Source organism: Pseudodesulfovibrio sp. 5S69 (genome assembly GCF_037094465.1).
GTDB lineage: Bacteria > Desulfobacterota > Desulfovibrionia > Desulfovibrionales > Desulfovibrionaceae > Pseudodesulfovibrio > Pseudodesulfovibrio methanolicus.
Map to the genome: position 1 here is coordinate 2,829,151 of NZ_CP146609.1, position 19,436 is coordinate 2,848,586.

Here is a 19,436-nt window from a genome sequence, read left to right on the forward strand (position 1 = left end):
GAATGAACGCGCTCGCACGGCCTCCGCGAAGCGGCGACAAAAAGTTTTGGAGGGTCCAGGGAACCTTTCTCAAAAGGTTCCCTGGCCGTCGGAGACGCCCGCCCGGCGAGGGCCCGCCGGAGGCGCAAAAAAAGCCCGGGCGGGCCGGGCTTGGTATGGATCGTCGGGTGAACGCGGGCTAGGTCAGGTAGCGGTAGAAGTCGCTGCCGAGCTTGTGCATGGGCAGGACCTTGCCTTCGAGGATGAGCCCCTGGGGAATGAATTTTTCGTCCAGGTATTCGGCCGGGGGCTGGAAACCGTTTTCGCGGGCAAGGATGACCGAAGTGCGGCTGGCGGCGCTGTGGGCGATGAGCCCTTCGGGAAAAAACACGGCCCGGTCCAGGCTGTCGCCCACGGTTTCGAGGAAGGCCCGATATTTGTAGAAACAGTTGTCCGCGTCCAGGGACTGCTGGATGCCCGCCATGACCTCGTTGGCCACGAAGTCGACCGCCCTGCCCCGGACCATGCCGAAGGCATTGGGCCGGGTCGGATCGGCGAGCATGACGGCCCCCGCGCCGAGCGAATGGACCAGGTCGTGGGTCCGCTCCCCGGAAACCGGATCGCACTGATAGCCCAGGGTCTGGATGTCCGAGGAGCCGCTGCGCCGGGCCAGGATCTGCAGGGCCAGGAGCATGATGCCGGTCCCGGCACCGATGTCCACGCCCACGAACGGGCCGCTGCCGGGGTACGTCCCCGCATGGGACAGGACCGCGCGCATGACGTGGGCCGCACGCGGGGCGTCGGCCAAAACGCGCAGCACAGAGGACCACATGCGCAGCCGGTTCATGACCTCGATGTCGTCGCCCGGCTCGTTCATGGACTGATGGCGCGAAAACTGTTCGAACAGTCCGGCCAGTTCGCCATAGGGCACGGGCTCGCGGTGAGCATCCTCGTGCACGTAGGCGAAGAAATATTTCACGGCCACGTTGAGCAGCCGGGTGTCGGACACGGGCTCGCCGGGATCGCACAGCCGCTCCACGTCCGAGACCAGGGCGTCGGGCGTGTAGAAATCCGGGGCGATGGCCGGGGCCGGAGTGCCGACCATGGTCGTAAAATTCCGAGCCTGCATGCCCGCCGAGGCCAGGGGCGAACCGATCAGGCCCCCCGAAACGGGGCTGTGGGCCGGGTCAAATATGTGGGGTATGCTCGTCTTGCTCATGGTTGTCCGAACGGTCGAGGTTTGGGGAAATTGTTGCCGTCCGGGTCTGTATCTGCACGGACCATACCGAGCGTACGCAAAAAGGCGCACAAAAGTCATATTTTATTGATAGAGCAATAATATCGATATGGTAATGGAATATGCCAGACACAAAAAAAGGCCGGTCTCGTCGAGACCGGCCTGATCGTTTCTGGAGCGGGAAACGGGATTTGAACCCGCGACTTCAACCTTGGCAAGGTTGCACTCTACCACTGAGTTATTCCCGCGTGTCTTCGGCGGCGTGGGCTCCCCTAAAAAAGCCGGTCTCTCGCGGAGACCGGCTTGATTAGCTGGAGCGGGAAACGGGATTTGAACCCGCGACTTCAACCTTGGCAAGGTTGCACTCTACCACTGAGTTATTCCCGCCGAGTGGAGGCGACATCCGGATTTGAACCGGAGAATGGAGGTTTTGCAGACCTCTGCCTTACCACTTGGCTATGTCGCCGACGTTTTTGGAGCGGGAAACGGGATTTGAACCCGCGACTTCAACCTTGGCAAGGTTGCACTCTACCACTGAGTTATTCCCGCCCTCAAAAGCGAACCACTGTTTACCCGTGGCCCCGTTGGGTGTCAAGGGTATTTTGGTTTTTTTCGAAATTAGGAGCCATATGAACTCCTTGGAATTTTTGGCCTAATGGAAAGGCTTTACTTTTAGGGTCTTTTTGGTATACCAACGCGCTTTAATTCAGTAGAAAAGGGGTTGCACCCTTAGCTCCTCAACAGACTGCTCACTCTCAGAGGGGGAGGTTCATATGGAAGCGAATGATCTGAAGTACTTTAGGGAAACCCTGGACGGCATGCTCGATGACATCCTCAAGAAAAGCGAGGCGACCATCGAAGACATGACCGAATCGGGTGAGATCTATGCCGATCCGGCGGACCGGGCCACGGCCGAAAGCGACCGTGCCTTTACCCTGCGTCTGCGCGACCGCGAACGCAAGCTGATCAAGAAAATCCAGCAGGCCATCAACCGCATCGAGGACGGCGAATTCGGCATCTGCCAGGAATGCGGCGACGATATCTCCATTGCCCGGCTCAAGGCGCGGCCCATGACCACGCTGTGCATCAACTGCAAAAGCAAACAGGAAGAAGACGAGGCCGTCCGCGGCGACTAGCCGCCCGGCTTCACCTGGACGGAGACGGCCATGGAAGCCAATTTCTTCCGCTTCCTGAGCGCGGAACTTTCGTCCACCCTCATCGGCCGCCGGATAGACAAGGTATTCGGCCCGGCCCCCGGCGTCTGGGTGCTGGCCATCCAGAACACGGGCGAACCCCTTCACCTGATTTTCAGGCCCGCCAAATCGGCGGGCCATTTATTTCTCTCCCCCGTCAAACCGGTCAACCCGCAGACCGCCCCGGCCATGGCCATGTGGTTCCGCAAGCGCCTCAGGAACCGCAAGATCCTGGCCGCACGCACAGATTGGCCCAACCTGCGCCTGGCGCTGGAACTCAGCCCGCGCACCGACCCGGACGGCAAAACCTTCCTCATCCTCGACTGTCGCACCGGCATGTCCCTGGCCGACGAGCTCCCCCCCTCCTTCTCCCTTGAGCCGGAGTGGCCCGCCCTCGAAGACGTCCTGGAAGACCCGGACATCTGGCGCGAATACCCGCATATCTCGCCGCCCCTGCGCAAGGTGCTGGCCGGGCTCCCCGAAGAACGGGCCCACGCCCTCTATTTCCAGGTGGCCACGGCCTCGGCGGACGCCTTCCACCTCGCCCGGTCCGGCGACGCCTGGTCGCCGCCCACGGTCTGGCCGTCCGGCAAGAATGACGAAATTTTCCATTCGGCCCTGGACGCGGCCCGCACCTACGGCGAACGCACCCTCTTCCCCATGCTCGACATGGAGGAGGACAAGGCTCAGATCGTCCAGCTCAAGCGCGTGCGCAAGAAACTCAAGCGCAATCTCGCCAGCCTGGACCAGGAGCAGGCGCGCCTCGAACAGCTCTCCGCCGAGCAGGTCAAGGCAGAGGCCCTCCAGGCCGAACTCTACCGCTTCAAGGACGCCGAGGGGCTCGAGTCCGTGGACGTCACCCACCCGGTGCACGGCCCCATGACCGTCCCCCTCAATCCCTTTCTCTCGCCCACCGAGAACATGGAGCGCTATTTCAAGCTGGCGGCCAAGGCCCAACGCGGCTTCCCGCACGTGGAGCGCCGCCGCCGCGAGCTCCTCGCCCAACTCGCCCAGGCCGAAGACGGCACCCTGGAAGTCCACCCCACCCTGGTCCCGCAGGGAACCTCCGAACCCGATGGCCCCGCCGCCCTGCCCAAACGGTTCCGGGGCCTGGCCGTGCGCCTGTTCCGCACCAGCGACGGCTTCACCGTCATCCGGGGCAAGAACAAGACCGCCAACCACCACATGCTCAGCCAGGCGGCCTCGCCCTTCGACTACTGGTTCCACGTGGAGGACGGCCCGAGCTCACACGTCATCCTCAAACGCGACCACCCCGGCCAGGATGTGCCCGAAACCTCCCTGACCCAGGCCGCCATCCTTTGCGGGCTCAAAAGCTACCGCAAGGACGACGGCAAGGCCGACGTCATGTACGCCCTGGTCAAGGACGTACGCAAAGTCAAAGGGTTCAACCTCGGCCAGGTCGCCGTGGACCGCAAACTCGGCACCCTGCGCGTCGACCTCGACCCGTCGCTTGAAGAAAAATTAGGCTAAGAATGCCTCCGGCGGCCGGGGAAGAGGAAGAGGGAACCCTTCGAAGAGGGCTTCCCTCTTCCCTTCCCGAACCTCCATCCCATCTCCCCTCCGAGACTCTTTAGCGCCGCTTCGCGGATGTACGGCTGCGTCTCATTCGGCTTCTTCTTCGAACGATTCCTCTAGTGCAAAAGATACAGGGAGAAGAGGTAGGTTTTACCTTAGCCCGCCGCCCGCGCGAAAGCGCACACATAAAGTTTGGGAGGGAGAGAGGGTTGGGGGTGCAGGGAAGGGAGAGAGGGACCTTTTTCTCAAAAGGTCCCCTCTCTCTCCCCCTGGCTGCCGGAGGCGTCCTGAACCGTACGGTTCACGGACATCTTTTGGAGCATATTCAGGGCGAGTTGTTTTTCGGAGTCCATGCGGTGGGCCACGCTTTTCTGGATGCGGGGGGTGGAGGAGCCGAACTGATTCTTGCGGGATTCGTACACGCCGTTGATGAGTTGGGCGTTAAAGTCGTCGTTCTGGCCCTTATGCAGGAACCGGTCGATGACCTTGTTGAAGATATTGGCCGCGCCTGTCGGGCCGTGCTGGACCGAGGTGGACCAGAGGACTTCCTGGAGGGCGGGCGGCGCGTTGTTGAAATCCAGACCGGTGCGGTCGAGGATCATGTTCCGGGCCGGGTCATAGGTCTGCCGGGCAATGAAATCGTGCTGGACCTGTTCGAACCCGGCCGGATCCTCGGCGGCGATGGCCCGCCAGACTGTGGGCATACCGCCCTGTTTGGAGCCGGTGTCGGACGGCCCGGCATCACGCAGCCGATCGGCCCAGTCGGGCCGGGTCTTGTCGAGATACGTCAGAAAATCGTCCATGGTGCCGGGCTTGGAGGCGATCTGATACGTACCGTAGGAGGTCCCGCCCACGCGGTCATAGCCGATGACAGCCCCCCCTCCCTCGCCGGATTCGAACCGGGCGGCCAGTTTGCCGGGGGTGTGCAGGTTGGTTGTGGGCCGGGATGTCGCCGCAGCGGGCGGCACGGCTGCCTGGGGCCGGACGAGCGGCGCTTTAAGGCCCGACTCGTCGCGCATGATGCTGGAAAGGGCGGACAGCGCCTCAAGCATCTGGGAGTCGTTGATGATGGAGACGTCGAAGGACCCGCCACTCCCTTCGCCGGTCTTGTCGCCGAAAAGGGCCTGCGTCATGCTCATCTGGTTGTCGAAGGCGGTCCGGATGGCCAGCCGTTTGCCGTCACGCCCCGCGGGCGCGCCTTGGGCGGCGTTCATGGCCTCGTAGCCGCCGATCTTGCCAATGGACATATGCTGCTCCTGCGCTGAAAACGTCAAAACATTGACCCCGAGAAGGGTGCGCAAGGAGAGAAGCAAGGGGTGTGCCTATGGGCACGGCCGTACGGATTCGTTGGAGATCAGGATTTGAAGAGGTGGGCGTAACGCATGTCGGCGAGCATGCGGTCCACCAGCTTGCGGTGACCCGAAGGGAGGGCATAGCCGGAGAGTTCGGCGGGCTTGACGAACCCGCCCTTGACCGCCTCGTGGAAGACCGGCTCGGCAGGTTCACCGTCGTACCGGCACAGGAAGCAGTCCATGGTCACCCGGTAGCGGGTGTAGCTGTAGCGGACCACGGTGATCTTCTCCACCGGCTCCACGGCCAGCTCCACCTCTTCCAGGTATTCGCGTCGGAGGGCCTGCTCCGGGGTCTCGCCGGGCTCGATGCACCCGCCGGGGAATTCCCACAGGCCGGGCCAGACGTCGCCGGGCTTGCGTTTCTGGATGAGCACCCTGCCCCGATGAACCAAAAAGCCGGTGGCCATGTCGATGCGGATGGTTTCCTTGGCCGCGGGCAGGACCGGCCGGAGCGGGACCGTACCCTTTTCATACGCCCGGCAGAATTCACGGACCGGGCACGCTTCGCAGCGCGGATTCTTGCGGCAGATCAGGGCCCCGAACTCCATGACCGCCTGGTTGAAATCGCCCGGCCGGTCGTGGGGGATGAGCCGACGGACCGCATCCTCGACCATATTGCGTCCCGCCCGGTCCCGGACCGGGATGTCCATGTCGAGCAGACGGGCGAAAACCCGCAGGACATTGGCGTCCACGGCGGGCTCATGCCGGCCGAAGGCGATGGAGGCCACGGCCCCGGCCGTGTAGTCGCCCACGCCGGGCAACGAGCGGATGTCCGCAAAATCGGCAGGAAACTCGCCGTTGAATTGATCTTGGATCAGGACGGCGGCTCGGTGCAGGTTGCGGGCGCGGGAGTAGTAGCCGAGCCCCTCCCAGAGGTTGAGGATCTCTTCCTCGTGGGCGTCGGCCAGGGAACGGATGTCCGGGAACCGGTCCATCCACCGCTTGTAGTACTCCACCACCCGGTCCATCTGCGTCTGCTGGGCCATGATCTCGGAGATCCAGACCCGGTAGGGGCTGGGGTCGTGCCGCCAGGGCAGGTCCCTGTGTTCGGCGTCGTACCATTGAAGCAGCTTGCGCGTGAATCCGGTCTGGTCCATGACCGCTGTTATCTACCCCCCCTTGGCCTGGTTGGCAACTGCCTCGGCGGCCTTGGCCGCGGCCTCGGGGTCGCCCAGGTAATAGTGCCGGATGGGGGTCAGGTCGTCGTTCAGCTCGTAGACCAGGGGCAGGCCGGTGGGGATGTTCAGCTTGGTGATGGCCTCGTCGGACATGTTGTCCAGAAACTTGACCAGCCCACGCAGGGAGTTGCCGTGGGCCACGATGAGGACCTTTTGCCCGGCGCGGACCTGAGGGGCGATGGAGTCAAACCAATAGGGCATGGTCCGGTCGATGGTCAGTTTGAGGCTCTCGCAGCGCGGCAGTTCTTCGGCCGCGAGGTCCGCGTAGCGCCGGTCCTTGCCCGGGAAGCGCTCGTCGTCGGCCTCCAACTCGGGCGGTGAGGTGTCGAAGCTGCGCCGCCAGACAAAGACCTGGTCGTCGCCGTACTTTTTGGCGGTCTCGGCCTTGTTCAGCCCCTGCAACGCGCCGTAATGGCGCTCGTTGAGCCGCCAGGTCTTGAAGACCGGCAGCCACATGAGGTCCAGCTCGTCCTGGACCAGCCACAGGGTTCGGATGGCCCGCTTGAGCAGGGAGGTGTGGGCCACGTCGAAGGTGAAGCCCTCCTCCTTGAGCAGCCGCGCGCCGTCCACGGCCTCGCGTACCCCCTGGCTCGTCAGGTCCACGTCCGTCCAGCCGGTAAACCGGTTCTCCAGGTTCCACTCACTCTGTCCGTGTCGGATCAATACCAATTTATGCATGATGGCTCCCCTTCGTGTTCGGTTCATGAAACAGGAGCATAACCCGATAACGGGATTCTTGGGAAGGGACAGCGTGTGAAGATCAATACCGCTTGGGGGCGGATTTGCGTATTTCCTTGTCGATCTGGTTGAACAGCTCGCGCTTGCGCTTGTCGAAGGTGACCGCGCTCTTGATGGCGGCCATGGCCACGCACAGGATGCTCAGGATGATGATCAGCCCCTTGGATATCTCCCACCGCTGGCTCGGGTCCTTGATGGTGTCCAGGATCATGTTGCCCTGGACGCCCTGGGTAAAATAGATGAGCGCCGGCACGGCGATGAGCAGGGAGCCCAGCCCGAGGAGTTCGAGCCAGATGAAGTTGCGCCCGAGCATGAGGATGAACAAGGTTGAGTCTCGGATGATACGCAGGGTGACCAGGCGGCCCTGGAGGCTGTCGATGTGCTCCTCGATCTCCTCCACAAAGCGAAGCGACTTGCGGAAATTGTCCGCGTCGTGCAGGCGCTGGGTGCGTATCCAATTGATCTTGTCCACGCAATAGTTGAACTCCCGGTTGAACTCCAGGAGCAGCTTGGGAAACGGGAACCAGGCGGCCTCGCGCTGGATGTCGCGTACCCGTTCCGCCAGGTATTCGATGTTGGAATGGACCCGCTTTATCTCGCGCTTGACCTCATCGTCGAGGGCGGCCTGAAACTTTTCCGCGCCCTTGATCAACTGGTGATAAGCCACGTAGTTGTTGGTCCGGCTGAAGTTGCGCAGCCGGTCCAGTTCCTCGTTGGCCGTCTCGAAATAAGGGTGATTCTCGTCGAACCGCCGGGAGATGTCGTCGGTCAGGTCCTCGACCTGCTTGCGGGTGGTCTCCACAGAGGTCTCCGCCTGGTGCCATTTCTCCCACATGGCGCTGAGCAGTTGCACCCTGCCGCGGTCGAGCTCCGGGTCCACGAGGATGCGGTTGAAGATGTTCGGGTCACGGGACACCAGGTCGAACAGGGTGTCCATGGCCTGGCCGGTGAAGCCCATCTTGACCATGCAGACCGCCTGCCGGTAGACGGGCTGGAGCCATGTGGGCGACAGGGAATTGACCCGCTTGTAGGTGTTGATGGCGTCCTTGTAATTGCCCTCCACCTCCATAAGCCGCGCCTGGAGAAAGGCCATGCACCCCTGCTGCATGGTCGTGTAGCTCATGCGCTCGGCCTCCTGCCAGTGGAACATGGCCTGGTTCAGGTCGCCGTTCTCCAGGTACCAGTAGCCCCACAGGGACTGGGGCTGGTAACTCCTCGGGTACTTGACCTGAGCCTCCTTGAGCTGCCGCTCGGCTTCCTCCATGTCCCCCTTTTCGAGGTTTTCCATGGCCTCCCAGATGTAGTCGCCCTCCTGGGGGGCGAGCTGCTTGAAGCCGTCCTCCCACTCCTTGCCCCGGCTGCGCCAGACGAGCTTCAGAGTACGCAGCTGGACCGGAGAATTGATCTCGAAGACCGCACGGGCCAGCAGGCTCTCCAGGTCGTTCTTCGACTCCATGACCCGGAGGATGGAGGAGACGAAATCCTCCTTGGAGACATCCTTGTCCAAGCCGGAGAAGCTGTTGGAAAATTCATTGATGTCCGCCTTGGACAACAGCCGCCAAACCTGGGGCTGCGGGGTAGCGATCCGCTTGCTCGGGCATTCGGACGCCTTGTGGTTCTTGAGCCCGCAGTAGAAGCATTCGTGATCCCCGTCCGAGGCCACCAGGGCGTTGGGCAGGGCCACCTGCATGGTCCCGTATCCGGCGCCGTCGTCTCCGTCCTTGAGGGAGAGGGTGCACCAGGAGTCCAGGTTGACCGCCCCCGCGCCGTAGCGGGCCTCGTTCATGCGGAACCAGGGCGAAAGCAGGAACCCGTCCATGAAACGCACGTGGGGGTAGTCCGGGGTGAGCCGGTTCCAGTCCAGCCCCACCTTGCGGGGCAGGTCCGCGGTGAAGTGCAGGTCCCCCTGGGGCACGGCGGCCATGACCACCGGCCAGTATTTCTTGTCCGGGGCCTCCTTGTTGTGCCGGATGAGGTTCATCAACTCGGTGGTGAAGTTCTTGAGCAGCCGGAAGTTGTCCAGCGGCAGGAAGAGCGCCCCTTCCTTGACGTCGGATATGTATTTGAGCCCGAGCCGCTGCAACAACTCGATGACGTCGGTGGAAAAATCGCGCCAGCCCAGGATGCTCTCCTTGTCCGACATGCGCCCCAGCGGCTTGAGGATGAAGAACCAGCGCAATGTGGATTCGTAGTCCAGGCCCTGGTCCGCGACCAGCCGCAGCCACTCCACGTTGGCCAGCCCCTCCACGCGCCCGGCCCCCTCGGTGGTCAGCCCGGCCACGGACTGCACCTGCGCCTTGAGCTTGGGGTGGACGACCACCTCGAAATCATGGGGCGGGGCCACACTCTGGCGGTCAAGCTCCACGGACAGGGACACGGAGTATTCGAGGTCGTAGCCCACCAGAAAGGTCAGGGGCACAAGCTGGCAGAACACCGGCATGGGGTTGACCCGTGCCCAGACCTGAAGGCGGGCGATGGCCCGGAAGACCTCCACGGTGTTGCAGTACCACAGGGCCTGTTCCCCGTCCTTGGCCAGGCACAGGGCACCATATTCCTGCAGGGTGTTGTCCACCGCGCCGTGCAGGTTGTCTTTCCAGACCACCCAGATGCCGAAGCCTGAGGCCACCAGCCGGGACTGGTTGATGACGGGAAGGGTATCCAGGAGCTTGGCTATGGTCGGCACGGGTCCACCTCACGCCTCTTGGCGGCGTCGTTCACAAGGGGAAAAGCACGCTCCACGGCCTGCGCCGTCCGGCATGCGCTAACTCAACGTATTCAGGGGAATTTCTTTCCCCTCGCGGACCATGCAAAACAGATTCCAAACATGGTCGGCTTCTTCCTTTTTGCCTCTTTTTTCGCACCCTTGCATGTAAATATCGACCTTGCGCCGCAGAGAGTCCAGGGCCGACTGGTGCTGTTCTTCGTCAAGTTTTCGACTTTGCAGGATTTTTATCAGTGCGCGGATACGGTGCAAATCGGCGCACGGCACACACACGGACAACTGGTCCGGCCTGCCGCCGTGCTTCAGGGTCAGGGGCTCACGGACCAGTCCCACCGGGAAGTGCAGGCAGGCGCGCAGCCACATGTCGTAGTCCTCGCAGGACGGCATGGCCGTGTCGAAGGGGCCCATGACTTCCCAGGCCGCGCGGGTGAACATGGTGCACGACGGGCTGATCAGACACATCTCCAGTGCGGCCTCGAAGAACCACCCCTCGGGTTTGGCGTACCGGGCGGGCTGGTTGACCCGCTTTCCGCCCCGGTACCAGATCTCCTCGGTCTGGCATATCTCGTAGCCGTGCCCGGCCATGTAGGCAAGCTGCGTCTCAAGCTTGCCTGGCAGCCACTCGTCGTCGGAATCGAGCAGGGCCACGACCTCGCCCCGGCACTCGGCGATGCCGGTGTTGCGCGCTCCGGATACGCCCTGATTCTCCTGGCGTCGGCAGTGGATGCGCGGGTCGTCGAACCGGGCCAGGACCGCGCCGGTATCGTCGGTGGAGCCGTCGTCGATGACCCGGCACTCCCAGTTGCCGTAGGTCTGGGCCAGGACGGATTCGAGCGCCCTGCCGAGATACTCCGCCCTGTTGTAAGTGGGCAGGATGATGGAGACCAGACTGTTTTTCATGTATATGAGCCCTTGCCTTCACCGTCGCGAACTGTCATGTTGTGTATCCAACAGTCCACCCAGGCGCAATCTATGAGAATATTTCAAGTCATCAATGTCCGCTGGTTCAACGCGACGGCGTGGTACGCCGTCACCCTGAGCAAACTCCTGGCCGACGCGGGCCACGAGGTCCTGGTCCTGACCCAGGCCGGGACCCAGTCCGAGGCTGTGGCCAGGGAAGCCGGACTGAACACCGTGTCCGTGGACCTGAACACCACCAATCCCGTGCGCTTCGCCGCCGCCGCAAGGCATATCATACAACTGCTGCGGGCGCACCGTCCGGATATCGTCAACTGCCACCGGGGGGAAGGCTTTTTCCTGTGGGGGCTGCTCAAGCTCCTCGGCTTCCACTACCGGCTGGTGCGGACCCGGGGCGACCAGCGCCCGCCTCGCTCCGACGCGATCAATCGCTGGCTCCACGCGGGCGTGGCCGATGCCGTGGTGGTCACCAACCGGCGCATGGCCGACTATTTCCTGCACAAGATGCGCACGCCCGGCCACGGGCTGTGGCTCATCCACGGCGGCGTGGATACCGCGAAATTCCATTTTGACCAGGCCGGGCGCGATAAGGTCCGGGAGGAATTCGGCTTCGGCCCGGACGACCTGGTTGTCGGCCTGCTCGGCCGCTTCGACCGGGTCAAGGGCCACAAGGAGACCATCGAGGCCGTGGCCGCCCTTCGAAGACGCGGCATGGACAACATCCGCCTGTTCCTCATCGGCTTCGACACGGCCATGACCAGCGACCAAATCAAGGCGCACATCGCGGACGCCGGGATCGGGGACATCACCCGCATCAGCGGCAGGCGCGATGACGTGGCCGCCTGTGTCAGCGCGCTGGACATCGGCGTGGTCGCCTCCCTATGGTCCGAAGCCATCGCCCGCTCGGCCCTGGAAATCATGGCCGCCGAACGCCCGCTGGTATCCACCAACGTGGGCGTCATGCCGGACCTGGTAGACCCCGCCGTGCTGGTCGATCCCGAAGACGTGGACGGACTGGCCGGGGCCATCGGCGCGGTGGCCGAAGACCCCGCCCTGCGCGACCAGGTTCTGGCCGCCCAGAAGCGGACCATGTCCCAGCTCACCCTGGACGAATTCCTCAAGCGGACCCTGAATCTCTATCAGAGCCTCGTGGACGGGGACTGATCCCGGTCAGCCGCCGAAGAGCTCCCTTGTCTTGGCGATCCTGTCGGCCACGGCCAGGACGGTCATGGCGTAGCTCTCGGAGTGATTGTAGCGGTAGATGACCTTGAGCTTCTGCTCCTCGGTCATGGAATCCTTCCAGCCATGCTCGGCCACAAAATTGGCCATGGAGAACAGGGCGTCCCTGGTCTCAAAGAGGTCCACGCGCCCGTCGCCCGACCCGTCGCGGCCATAGTGCTCCGCGCTGGTGGGCATGAACTGGCACAACCCAATGGCCCCATACACGGAGCTGCGGATGGTCAACGGGTCCTGGCCGTTGGCCTGGGCGTAGCGGATGAGCGCCTTGAGCTCCTCGTAGGCCCAGTCGCCCTTCTCCCTGGTCCGCCTGACCAGCCAGTCCATGGTCTCGCGGGGAACGTCCCTGCGCTCGATGCGGTCGCGGATAAGCTCGAAATTCCCTGCCAACGCCATGGAGGCCAGGATGGTGAACCCGTTGTAGTCACCCACGGTCATGCCCAGGCGCGACTCGATGAGCATGAGCGCGGTCAGGACCTCGCCCGGCACCCCGAATTGCTCGTGGATCAGGGTCAGGTCCGCCCGGTGCTCGCGGTAGAAGGCGTAGGCACCGGCGATGAGCAGCGGGTTGAGGTAACGGTCCATGACCTGCGGGGCGGACTGCGGCCCCGGCTCCCTGGCGGACAACCGGGTGTTGAGCAGGACGTTCATCTTGCGGGCCATGATCTCGGGCTGGAACTCAAGGTCCGGGCTGGAAAAGAGGTAGGCGACCTTGCGCCGTTCGAAGCCATCGCCGGCCAGGCGGTTTACCAGCGGGTCCCACAGGGCGTCGGCCGCGGCCGGTCCGGCCAGGGCGGCCAGTCCCAGGCAACAAAAGAAAACGGCGGCCAACGTTGTTTCGATGGCCGCGCGTTTCATGCGCCTTTTCGGCTTTGCGTCAAATTCGGTCCATGGGGACAAAACCCATTTCCTCCTCGAAGTCGTCGTCCATTCTGGATGAAAACTTCCTGAGATCATAGACCTTGCCGCAGGATGGACACTTCAGCGTGACCTCGCGGCATCCCCGGTAGGCGGTCAGGTCCTGACCGCATTTTTCGCACTCCATGCCCCTGGCCTTCCAGGTGCGCTTGCGGCCGGAAAACACGGTGCTACTTGACCTCTTTGAGGCCAAGGTTCTTCTCGCCCATAGCCACGTAGAGCTTGGACACGGCGGTTCCATAGTCGGCCAGGGCCTGCGACAACTGGGCCTCGGCCATGCTCAGGCGGTCCTGCGCGTTAAGCACGTCGGTGTTCGTACCCACCTGTGCCTGATAGCGGGCCACGGCCATGCGGTAGGCTTCCTCGGCCGCGACCACCGACTTCTTGGCCACGGAGATGCGGTCGGCCGCCTCCTGGAGGTTCAGGATGGAGCTCTTGACCTCGAAGCCCGCGTTGAGCCGAGTGTTCTCCAAGTCTGCTTCCATCTGCTTGACCATCTCCGCGTACTGCTTGGATTCGTAGTAGTCGGAACCCCACTGGAAGATGTCCATGGAGGCGTCCACGCCCGCGGTCCAGTATTCGCCGGAACGCTCGGAGGCATAGCCGCTGCCGTTGACCACGGCGTCGTCGCCACGGGTGACGTAATCCCAGTGGCCGTTGACCGAGGGGTAGAAACTGCTCTCGGCCATGGTCACGTCCTTCTGGGCCATCTCAACACTCTTCAAGCCCATGATCAGGTCGGGCCGATGATCGTAGGCCCGGATCAGGCATTCCTTGAGGGTCAGCCCAAAGGGGATGTATTTCAACTCTCCGACGTACTTGATCGGAGCCTCCAAGGGAATGTTCAGCAGGGTGTTCAACTGGGTCTCCTGCGTGGAGACGGCGTTGCGAGCCTTGAGGAGTTCCTGCCGGGCGGTGGCCAGGTCGACCTCGGCGTCCAGGACCTCGGCCTTGGGTCGCAGGCCGACCTCGTAGAATGCGCTGGTCACCTTGAGCTGGGATTCCAGGCGGGCCACGGAGTCCTCGGCGCTCTTCACGTCCATGCGCGCCTTGAGCAGGGAAAGAAAATTGGACTGGACGGACTCGATCAGGGTCAGTTCCACGTTGGTCAACGAGGCCTCGGTGGACTCCCTGTTCAGCTTGGCCTTCTGCCAGCCAGCCAGGAGGTTGAAACCCTGGAAAATAGGCTGGGTCAGGTTCAGGGAGGCGACCCAGTCGCCGTCATTGTTGCTGTATTGGTACTTACGGTTGTAATAGGTATATCCATAAGAACCGCTCAGGGTCGGTCCGAACTTGCCGAGCGCGGAGCGCTGGCCGTGCTGGGCACCCCGCAGCTGCGCGCGGATGGACTGCATGTTCGGATTAAACTCCAGGGCCCGTTGCACGCACCGCTCCAGATCGAAGGGGCCGGAGACATCCCCGGTCGAGCCCTTGTCCATGGCGGGATCGGCGTCCTGGGCGAAAGCGAGCCCGGCCGAAGCTACAAGGGCCGAAAGCATCAGAGCCAAAAACAAAAACCGTGTGCGGTCCATACTGGGATTCCTGCCTGAAATTTCAGGTTAAGTTGTACTATCAACAATCATCAACCCAACTATTTAACGACTTTTTCTAGAGGTCGCAAGACAAAACGTCAACCGTCACGCAACGCTGCGCAATCCGACGGGTCGCCCTGGAGTTTCTCCAGGGTATGCCGGAAGGTCGGCAGCAGCGGCTCAAGGCACTCGGCCACGGCCTTGGGGCTGCCGGGCATGTTGACGATGAGCGCGTTGCCGAGGGTACCGGCCACTGCCCGCGAGATGGCCCCGTGCGGGGTCTTGGCCAGGCTGGCCGCGGTCATGGCCCGCTCGTAGCCGGGCAGTCTTTTTTCTATGACGGCCAGGGTCGCTTCCGGGGAGACGTCCCTGGGGGCCACGCCCGTGCCGCCCGTGGTCAGGATGAGATCGACTCCCTGGTTCAGGGCCAGGTCGGCCAAAAGCCCCTTGAGCTGGCCGGTCTCGTCCGGGATGACGAACCCCTGCACGTTGTTCAGCTCCAGGACCTCCCCCACCAGCTTGCCCACCAGCGGGCCGGATTCGTCCACGCGCTCGCCCCTGGCCCCCTTGTCGCTCAAGGTGATCCACGCCAGAGCGTAGCCGGAGCGGGAAACCTCGAACATGCCGTCGCCCGGAGCCATGTCGCCGAGGGCTTCAAGCAGGTACAGGGGACGGGACGAAGCGCCCGGCCCCTCGGGCAGCCAAGCCGCCGAGCGGACCTTGAACGCGCCGCCCTCCCCGCCCAGCCGGTCGCCGACGCGCAGGCCGGGCCGGACCGTGTTCGTGGTCAGGGCCGCCGGAGACAGATTGCCGCTGCCGGAGCAGAGATACACGAGGTCGCCCTTCTTGACAGGTGAGGCCAGGCCGATGTTCAGGCTTTTGCAGGACATGATTCCTCCCTTGGTTATCAGGCCAGCAGGACGGACAGGATGCCCGCCACGAACACACCGCCGAAAGTACCGGGGCCGCCGATGGAGACCAGTTGCGTACCCACCCGGTTGCGGAAGCGCGGCACCAAGAGCGGGATGACGTTGCCGCCGAGCACGGCCCCCATGGTCCCGGCCACGTAAGCGGCCACCGGACGGTACTCGGGGGGGACGAAAAAGAAGACGCACAGGAAGGTGATCAGAGCGGGCAGGACCAGCGGGATACGCATGCCGGTGAACGGGTCGGGCTTGGACATGGCGTAGCACCCGCCCGCGACCATGAGCAGGACGAATCCGATCCAGGGGTAGACCCCGCCCGCCTGAAAGATCATATGCTGGCGGATGATGAAGGTGATGCTCAGGAGCAGGGGCATGAGGAAGCCGCCCACGTTGACGGCGAAGACTTGCTTCCGGAGTTCGCTCTCCGCCTCCTCCTCGATGCGCACCGGACGGCCGCCCTCGTCCATGCCGAAGCTGACGGACCGGGGCTTCGTGACCACCACCAGCCGTTCGCTGGTGTGCACCGGGATGTTGATCATCCGCCCGAGCAGGATGGCGATGAGCATGAGCACGCCCTGGGCCGGGGTCAGCCCCAGCTTGGAGAAGGCGTCGGCCACCAGAGAGACCGGCAGGAATATGAACAGGAAAAAGAGCGCCACCAGCAGAAGCAGCGCCGGGATCATGCCGCCGGAATATTGAAAATAGGGATTCATTGGTCACACCTTTGGTAAGGACGCGCCCGGACCGGTTGCTTTTGCTTTTATCCCGGCCCTATAGTAAGGCAATGTCCATGCAGTTGGGGTGTATCCTAACTTGAAATCGAAGTAAATCAAAGCACTCAGAGGCATATATGAAAGGCATCATCCTCGCGGGCGGCTCCGGGACCCGGCTCCATCCCCTGACCAGGGTGGTCAGCAAGCAACTGCTGCCCGTGTACGACAAGCCGATGATCTACTATCCCCTGTCCACCCTGATGCTGGCGGACATCCGGGACATCCTGATCATCTCCACCCCCCACGACCTGCCGAACTTCAAAAAACTGCTGGGCGACGGTTCCCAGCTCGGCCTGAAGCTGACCTACCGCGAGCAGCCCCGGCCCGAAGGGCTGGCCCAGGCCTTTCTCATCGGCGAGGAGTTCATCGGCAACGACAATGTCTGCCTGGTGCTCGGAGACAACATCTTCCACGGCCACGGGTTGGGCTCCATCCTGCAGTCGGCGGGTCGCCTGAAAAAAGGAGGCCTGGTCTTCGCCTACCTGGTCAAGGACCCGGAGCGCTATGGCGTGGTAGAATTCGACCGCAATTTCAAGGCGTTGTCCATCGAGGAAAAACCGGCCAAACCCAAGTCCAAGTACGCGGTCACCGGGTTGTACTTCTACGACAACGACGTCATCGACATGGCCAAATCCCTCAAGCCGTCGCCCCGCGGCGAGCTCGAGATCACGGACATCAACAAGCTCTATCTCAAGCGCGGCGACCTGGAAGTCCAGACTCTGGGCAGGGGGTACGCCTGGCTCGACATGGGCACCCACGAATCCCTGCACGGGGCGGCCGGCTTCGTGCGCGCGGTCCAGGCCCGGCAGGGATACGTCATCTCCAGCCCCGAGGAGATCGCCTACCGCAGGGGGTTCATCGGCCGCGACCAACTCATGTTCCTGGCCGCGGAGATGAGCAACAACGACTACGGTCAATATCTCCTGGAAGTGGCCAAGGAGGAGCCCGGCATATTCTAGCCCGGTTGCGCCCGCCCCCGAAGACAACGAAGCCGCTTCCCCCGACAACGGGAAGCGGCTTCGCCATAAAGAGAGAAAACGCGGTCCGGAGACCGCGTTCCTAAGCTCTAGTGATGGTCGCTGTGCATGGCCTCACGCACACGGATGATGCCGATGGTGAGAATCCAAGCCAGGTAGATGAAAATCAGGGACACGCCGACAAAGCCGGGACCCGAACTCTGAGCCATACCGTGAAGCAGTTCGCCAATCATGTTATTCCTCCTCGATCACCCTTTTTAGCTTGAAAAGATGTATCTTATTGCCCCTCAAACCGGCTTGTTGTCAACCCTATTTCACTATTTGCCCGATTCCTTCCGGGGTCTCCGGAGAGTTGCCGACCCCGCCTTCGCAAGGCCGGGGACAGAGAATTTCTTCGCGCCGTACCCCGCTCCGGATATCTTGTCACCATCCCGGCTTTGCCATACTATTGTCCCGCAAGCGCAGCAAACCCTTCTACACACGGCAAGCAATGGGCATTCTGGATTCTCTCGGCAAGATCTTCTCCAAGTCCGGCAAGGACGGTTCTCCCGCCGTGGACAAGGCGGCCGGGACGTCCGCCGGTCCCGAAAGGAACGCCGCCGCCCCGGCCCCAAAGCAGCCCGCCCCACAGGACAGGGACGAGGACTTCCGCGGCGGGGCCGGGGACGAGGGGGCGCTGGGCTTCAGCATCACCATCAAGAACGGCCGGATCACCAAACGCAAGGCGTTCCGGATCACCGTGGACGGATTGGCCGTGTTCATCCCCCGGTTGGGCAAGACCTTCCCGGCGAGCGACATCAGCGCCTCAGGCCTGGGCTTTCGCTTTCAGAAGCCCCGGATCAAGTGCGGCGTGAAGATCAAAATGGACCTGCTGATCAACGGAGGCCGCGAGGTCGAGGGCGTGCTGTGCAAGGTCATGCGCCACGAACGCGGCGTGGTCGGCTGCGCCTTCATGGACCTGGACCGCAAACAGGAGGACGCGGTCAGCCGCATCGTCCTGGAGGGCGAAAAGCAATTGGCCGCCCGCAGGACCGCCGCCAGAAAGGGAAAGAACCGGTCCTAGCTTCCGGCCCGTTCGCGCAATTCCTCAATATATGCGTCGAGGTCGTTGGGCTCGCCCGCCTTATGGTCCTCGGGATAGAGCAGCGCGGTCATGAAAAAGACCGAGCCCAGGCGCAGGGCCGTGCTCGCGCTCATGGAGAACTGCTCCAGCCGTCCGGCCACGCCGTCCGCCAGGTCGTTGGGCAACCGCTCGACCAGCACCCACGCGTTCTCGGCCAGTCCGGCCAGCAGCTTGGCCTTCTTCTCCAGGCAGGCCTGAAAGGCGGTCTGCCCCCCTTCGGCCAGGGCGGTCTCGCCCTCTGTCTCGATGCGTTTCACCTCGGCGCTTGTGTGTTCCAGAAAGGTTATCAATTCCTGCAAGGCGTTGTCGGACATGTTGATCTCCTGATTTTTCATCAAAGCATAGCCGCGAAACTCTTTGAAAACAAGGGCGTGCGGAACCGGGATGCCCGCATCGGGCCGGTAAATCCGCTTTACACGGAGGCCAAGAGGTTTTACCTCATTGGGTCCCGGAACTCGAACATCCAAGGAGACCCGAATTGAGCATACTCTCCGCCAGCCTCGGGCTGACACGATACCGCATCATCGAAGAGGTCCCCACGGAACTGCTTCAACAGGTGCCTGAAAAACTGAAGCAATTCTGCATGGTGGACATCGACGGCACGGCCGACGAGCGCTCCTTCGGCTGGACCAACATCGACGACATGCTGGACATGAACTGGACCGCGTCCCCGCCTGAAAAGGCCGACTACTTCGCCTTTTCCCTGCGCCTGGACACCCGGCGCATCCCGCCCGCGGTGCTCAAGAAGCACAACACCATAGCGACCAACAAGGAACTCGAGCACAACAAGGAGCAGGGCAAGAATTTCGTGTCCCGCGACCGCAAGCGCGAGATCAAGGAACAGGTCACGCTCCGGCTGCGCGCCCGGACCCTGCCCATCCCCGCGGTCTTCGACGTGATCTGGAATGCTTCGGCCAACCGCATTTACCTGGACACCACCAACGCCAAGGTCCGCGCCCTGTTCGAAGACCACTTCACCCTGACTTTCGACCTCCACCTGGAACCGCTGACCCCGTTCTTCATGGCCATGGACATCCTCGGCGAAGAGGCCGCGCCCAGGCTGGAAAACCTCGACCCGACCATCTTCGTCTAGGAGCA

At 62.8% G+C, this 19,436-nt stretch carries 19 protein-coding genes and 4 tRNA genes; 6 read left to right on the plus strand and 17 right to left on the minus strand.

Annotation, left to right across the window (positions count from 1 at the left end; genetic code table 11):
- Positions 1-178 precede the first annotated feature (178 nt).
- The 5 genes from V8V93_RS13510 to V8V93_RS13530 form a co-directional block, all read right to left on the minus strand.
- Positions 179-1,198 carry a hypothetical protein gene (locus tag V8V93_RS13510; RefSeq protein WP_338667117.1) on the minus strand — a complete coding sequence of 340 codons (1,020 nt, stop codon included), beginning with the start codon at positions 1,196-1,198 and terminating at the stop codon, positions 179-181.
- A 191-nt stretch (positions 1,199-1,389) separates the two neighbouring features.
- Positions 1,390-1,464 (minus strand) — tRNA-Gly (locus tag V8V93_RS13515).
- Positions 1,465-1,528: 64 nt separating this feature from the next.
- Positions 1,529-1,603, minus strand: a tRNA-Gly gene (locus V8V93_RS13520).
- A 4-nt stretch (positions 1,604-1,607) separates the two neighbouring features.
- Positions 1,608-1,682: transfer RNA gene (locus V8V93_RS13525), tRNA-Cys, on the minus strand.
- Positions 1,683-1,690: 8 nt separating this feature from the next.
- Positions 1,691-1,765 (minus strand) — tRNA-Gly (locus V8V93_RS13530).
- Between the two features lie 224 nt (positions 1,766-1,989).
- Between V8V93_RS13530 and dksA the strand changes: the two genes are divergently transcribed.
- Together dksA and V8V93_RS13540 are read left to right on the plus strand one after the other, a co-directional pair.
- A complete protein-coding gene (gene dksA / locus V8V93_RS13535) occupies positions 1,990-2,352 on the plus strand; it encodes an RNA polymerase-binding protein DksA (protein ID WP_338667118.1) in 363 nt (120 codons plus the stop codon).
- 30 nt (positions 2,353-2,382) lie between these two features.
- Positions 2,383-3,900: an NFACT RNA binding domain-containing protein gene (locus tag V8V93_RS13540; RefSeq protein WP_338667119.1), complete on the plus strand. Its 1,518-nt coding sequence runs from the start codon at positions 2,383-2,385 to the stop codon at positions 3,898-3,900.
- A 290-nt stretch (positions 3,901-4,190) separates the two neighbouring features.
- Here the strand turns inward: V8V93_RS13540 and V8V93_RS13545 are convergent, their stop codons facing one another.
- The 5 genes from V8V93_RS13545 to V8V93_RS13565 all read right to left on the minus strand — a co-directional run bounded on the left by V8V93_RS13545 (position 4,191) and on the right by V8V93_RS13565 (position 10,835).
- On the minus strand, positions 4,191-5,192 hold the full coding sequence (locus V8V93_RS13545) for a hypothetical protein (RefSeq protein WP_338667120.1): 1,002 nt from the start codon (positions 5,190-5,192) through the stop codon (positions 4,191-4,193).
- Positions 5,193-5,299: 107 nt separating this feature from the next.
- On the minus strand, positions 5,300-6,394 hold the full coding sequence (gene mutY / locus V8V93_RS13550; RefSeq protein WP_338667121.1) for an A/G-specific adenine glycosylase: 1,095 nt from the start codon (positions 6,392-6,394) through the stop codon (positions 5,300-5,302).
- A 12-nt stretch (positions 6,395-6,406) separates the two neighbouring features.
- Positions 6,407-7,153, minus strand: coding sequence for a 2,3-diphosphoglycerate-dependent phosphoglycerate mutase (gpmA, locus tag V8V93_RS13555; protein WP_338667122.1), 747 nt, complete (start codon positions 7,151-7,153; stop codon positions 6,407-6,409).
- An 82-nt stretch (positions 7,154-7,235) separates the two neighbouring features.
- Positions 7,236-9,896: a tetratricopeptide repeat protein gene (locus V8V93_RS13560; RefSeq protein WP_338667123.1), complete on the minus strand. Its 2,661-nt coding sequence runs from the start codon at positions 9,894-9,896 to the stop codon at positions 7,236-7,238.
- A 78-nt stretch (positions 9,897-9,974) separates the two neighbouring features.
- Positions 9,975-10,835 (minus strand): glycosyltransferase family 2 protein, encoded by an 861-nt coding sequence (locus V8V93_RS13565; protein ID WP_338667124.1) that lies wholly within the window; start codon positions 10,833-10,835, stop codon positions 9,975-9,977.
- 72 nt (positions 10,836-10,907) lie between these two features.
- Between V8V93_RS13565 and V8V93_RS13570 the strand changes: the two genes are divergently transcribed.
- Complete coding sequence (locus V8V93_RS13570) at positions 10,908-12,017, plus strand: glycosyltransferase family 4 protein (protein WP_338667125.1); 1,110 nt, start codon at positions 10,908-10,910, stop codon at positions 12,015-12,017.
- Positions 12,018-12,023: 6 nt separating this feature from the next.
- On the opposite strand, the gene V8V93_RS13575 is transcribed toward V8V93_RS13570, so the two are convergent.
- The 5 genes from V8V93_RS13575 to V8V93_RS13595 form a co-directional block, all read right to left on the minus strand.
- On the minus strand, positions 12,024-12,947 hold the full coding sequence (locus tag V8V93_RS13575; RefSeq protein WP_338667126.1) for a lytic murein transglycosylase: 924 nt from the start codon (positions 12,945-12,947) through the stop codon (positions 12,024-12,026).
- Between the two features lie 19 nt (positions 12,948-12,966).
- Positions 12,967-13,173, minus strand: coding sequence for a dual CXXC motif small (seleno)protein (locus V8V93_RS13580; RefSeq protein ID WP_422394369.1), 207 nt, complete (start codon positions 13,171-13,173; stop codon positions 12,967-12,969).
- A gap of 4 nt (positions 13,174-13,177) precedes the next feature.
- Positions 13,178-14,539, minus strand: coding sequence for a TolC family protein (locus V8V93_RS13585; protein WP_338667127.1), 1,362 nt, complete (start codon positions 14,537-14,539; stop codon positions 13,178-13,180).
- A gap of 98 nt (positions 14,540-14,637) precedes the next feature.
- Entirely contained in the window at positions 14,638-15,429 is a 792-nt protein-coding gene (locus V8V93_RS13590; protein ID WP_338667128.1) for a MogA/MoaB family molybdenum cofactor biosynthesis protein, read from the minus strand.
- A gap of 17 nt (positions 15,430-15,446) precedes the next feature.
- A complete protein-coding gene (locus tag V8V93_RS13595; RefSeq protein ID WP_338667129.1) occupies positions 15,447-16,178 on the minus strand; it encodes a DUF1614 domain-containing protein in 732 nt (243 codons plus the stop codon).
- Between the two features lie 137 nt (positions 16,179-16,315).
- On the opposite strand from V8V93_RS13595, the gene rfbA reads away from it, so the two are divergent.
- Positions 16,316-17,197, plus strand: a complete 882-nt coding sequence (gene rfbA / locus V8V93_RS13600; RefSeq protein WP_338667130.1) for a glucose-1-phosphate thymidylyltransferase RfbA — start codon at positions 16,316-16,318, stop codon at positions 17,195-17,197.
- Positions 17,198-17,304: 107 nt separating this feature from the next.
- On the opposite strand, the gene V8V93_RS13605 is transcribed toward rfbA, so the two are convergent.
- Entirely contained in the window at positions 17,305-17,448 is a 144-nt protein-coding gene (locus V8V93_RS13605; protein ID WP_207259676.1) for a hypothetical protein, read from the minus strand.
- A 257-nt stretch (positions 17,449-17,705) separates the two neighbouring features.
- Here V8V93_RS13605 and V8V93_RS13610 point away from each other — a divergent pair, with 257 nt between their 5' ends.
- Entirely contained in the window at positions 17,706-18,278 is a 573-nt protein-coding gene (locus V8V93_RS13610; RefSeq protein ID WP_338667131.1) for a PilZ domain-containing protein, read from the plus strand.
- Here V8V93_RS13610 and V8V93_RS13615 read toward each other — a convergent pair.
- Positions 18,275-18,652 carry a hypothetical protein gene (locus V8V93_RS13615; protein WP_338667132.1) on the minus strand — a complete coding sequence of 126 codons (378 nt, stop codon included), beginning with the start codon at positions 18,650-18,652 and terminating at the stop codon, positions 18,275-18,277. The two genes, V8V93_RS13610 and V8V93_RS13615, sit on opposite strands and share 4 nt — an antisense overlap.
- A 164-nt stretch (positions 18,653-18,816) precedes the next feature.
- Here V8V93_RS13615 and rdgC point away from each other — a divergent pair, with 164 nt between their 5' ends.
- A complete protein-coding gene (rdgC, locus tag V8V93_RS13620) occupies positions 18,817-19,431 on the plus strand; it encodes a recombination-associated protein RdgC (RefSeq protein WP_338667133.1) in 615 nt (204 codons plus the stop codon).
- Positions 19,432-19,436: the final 5 nt, after the last annotated feature.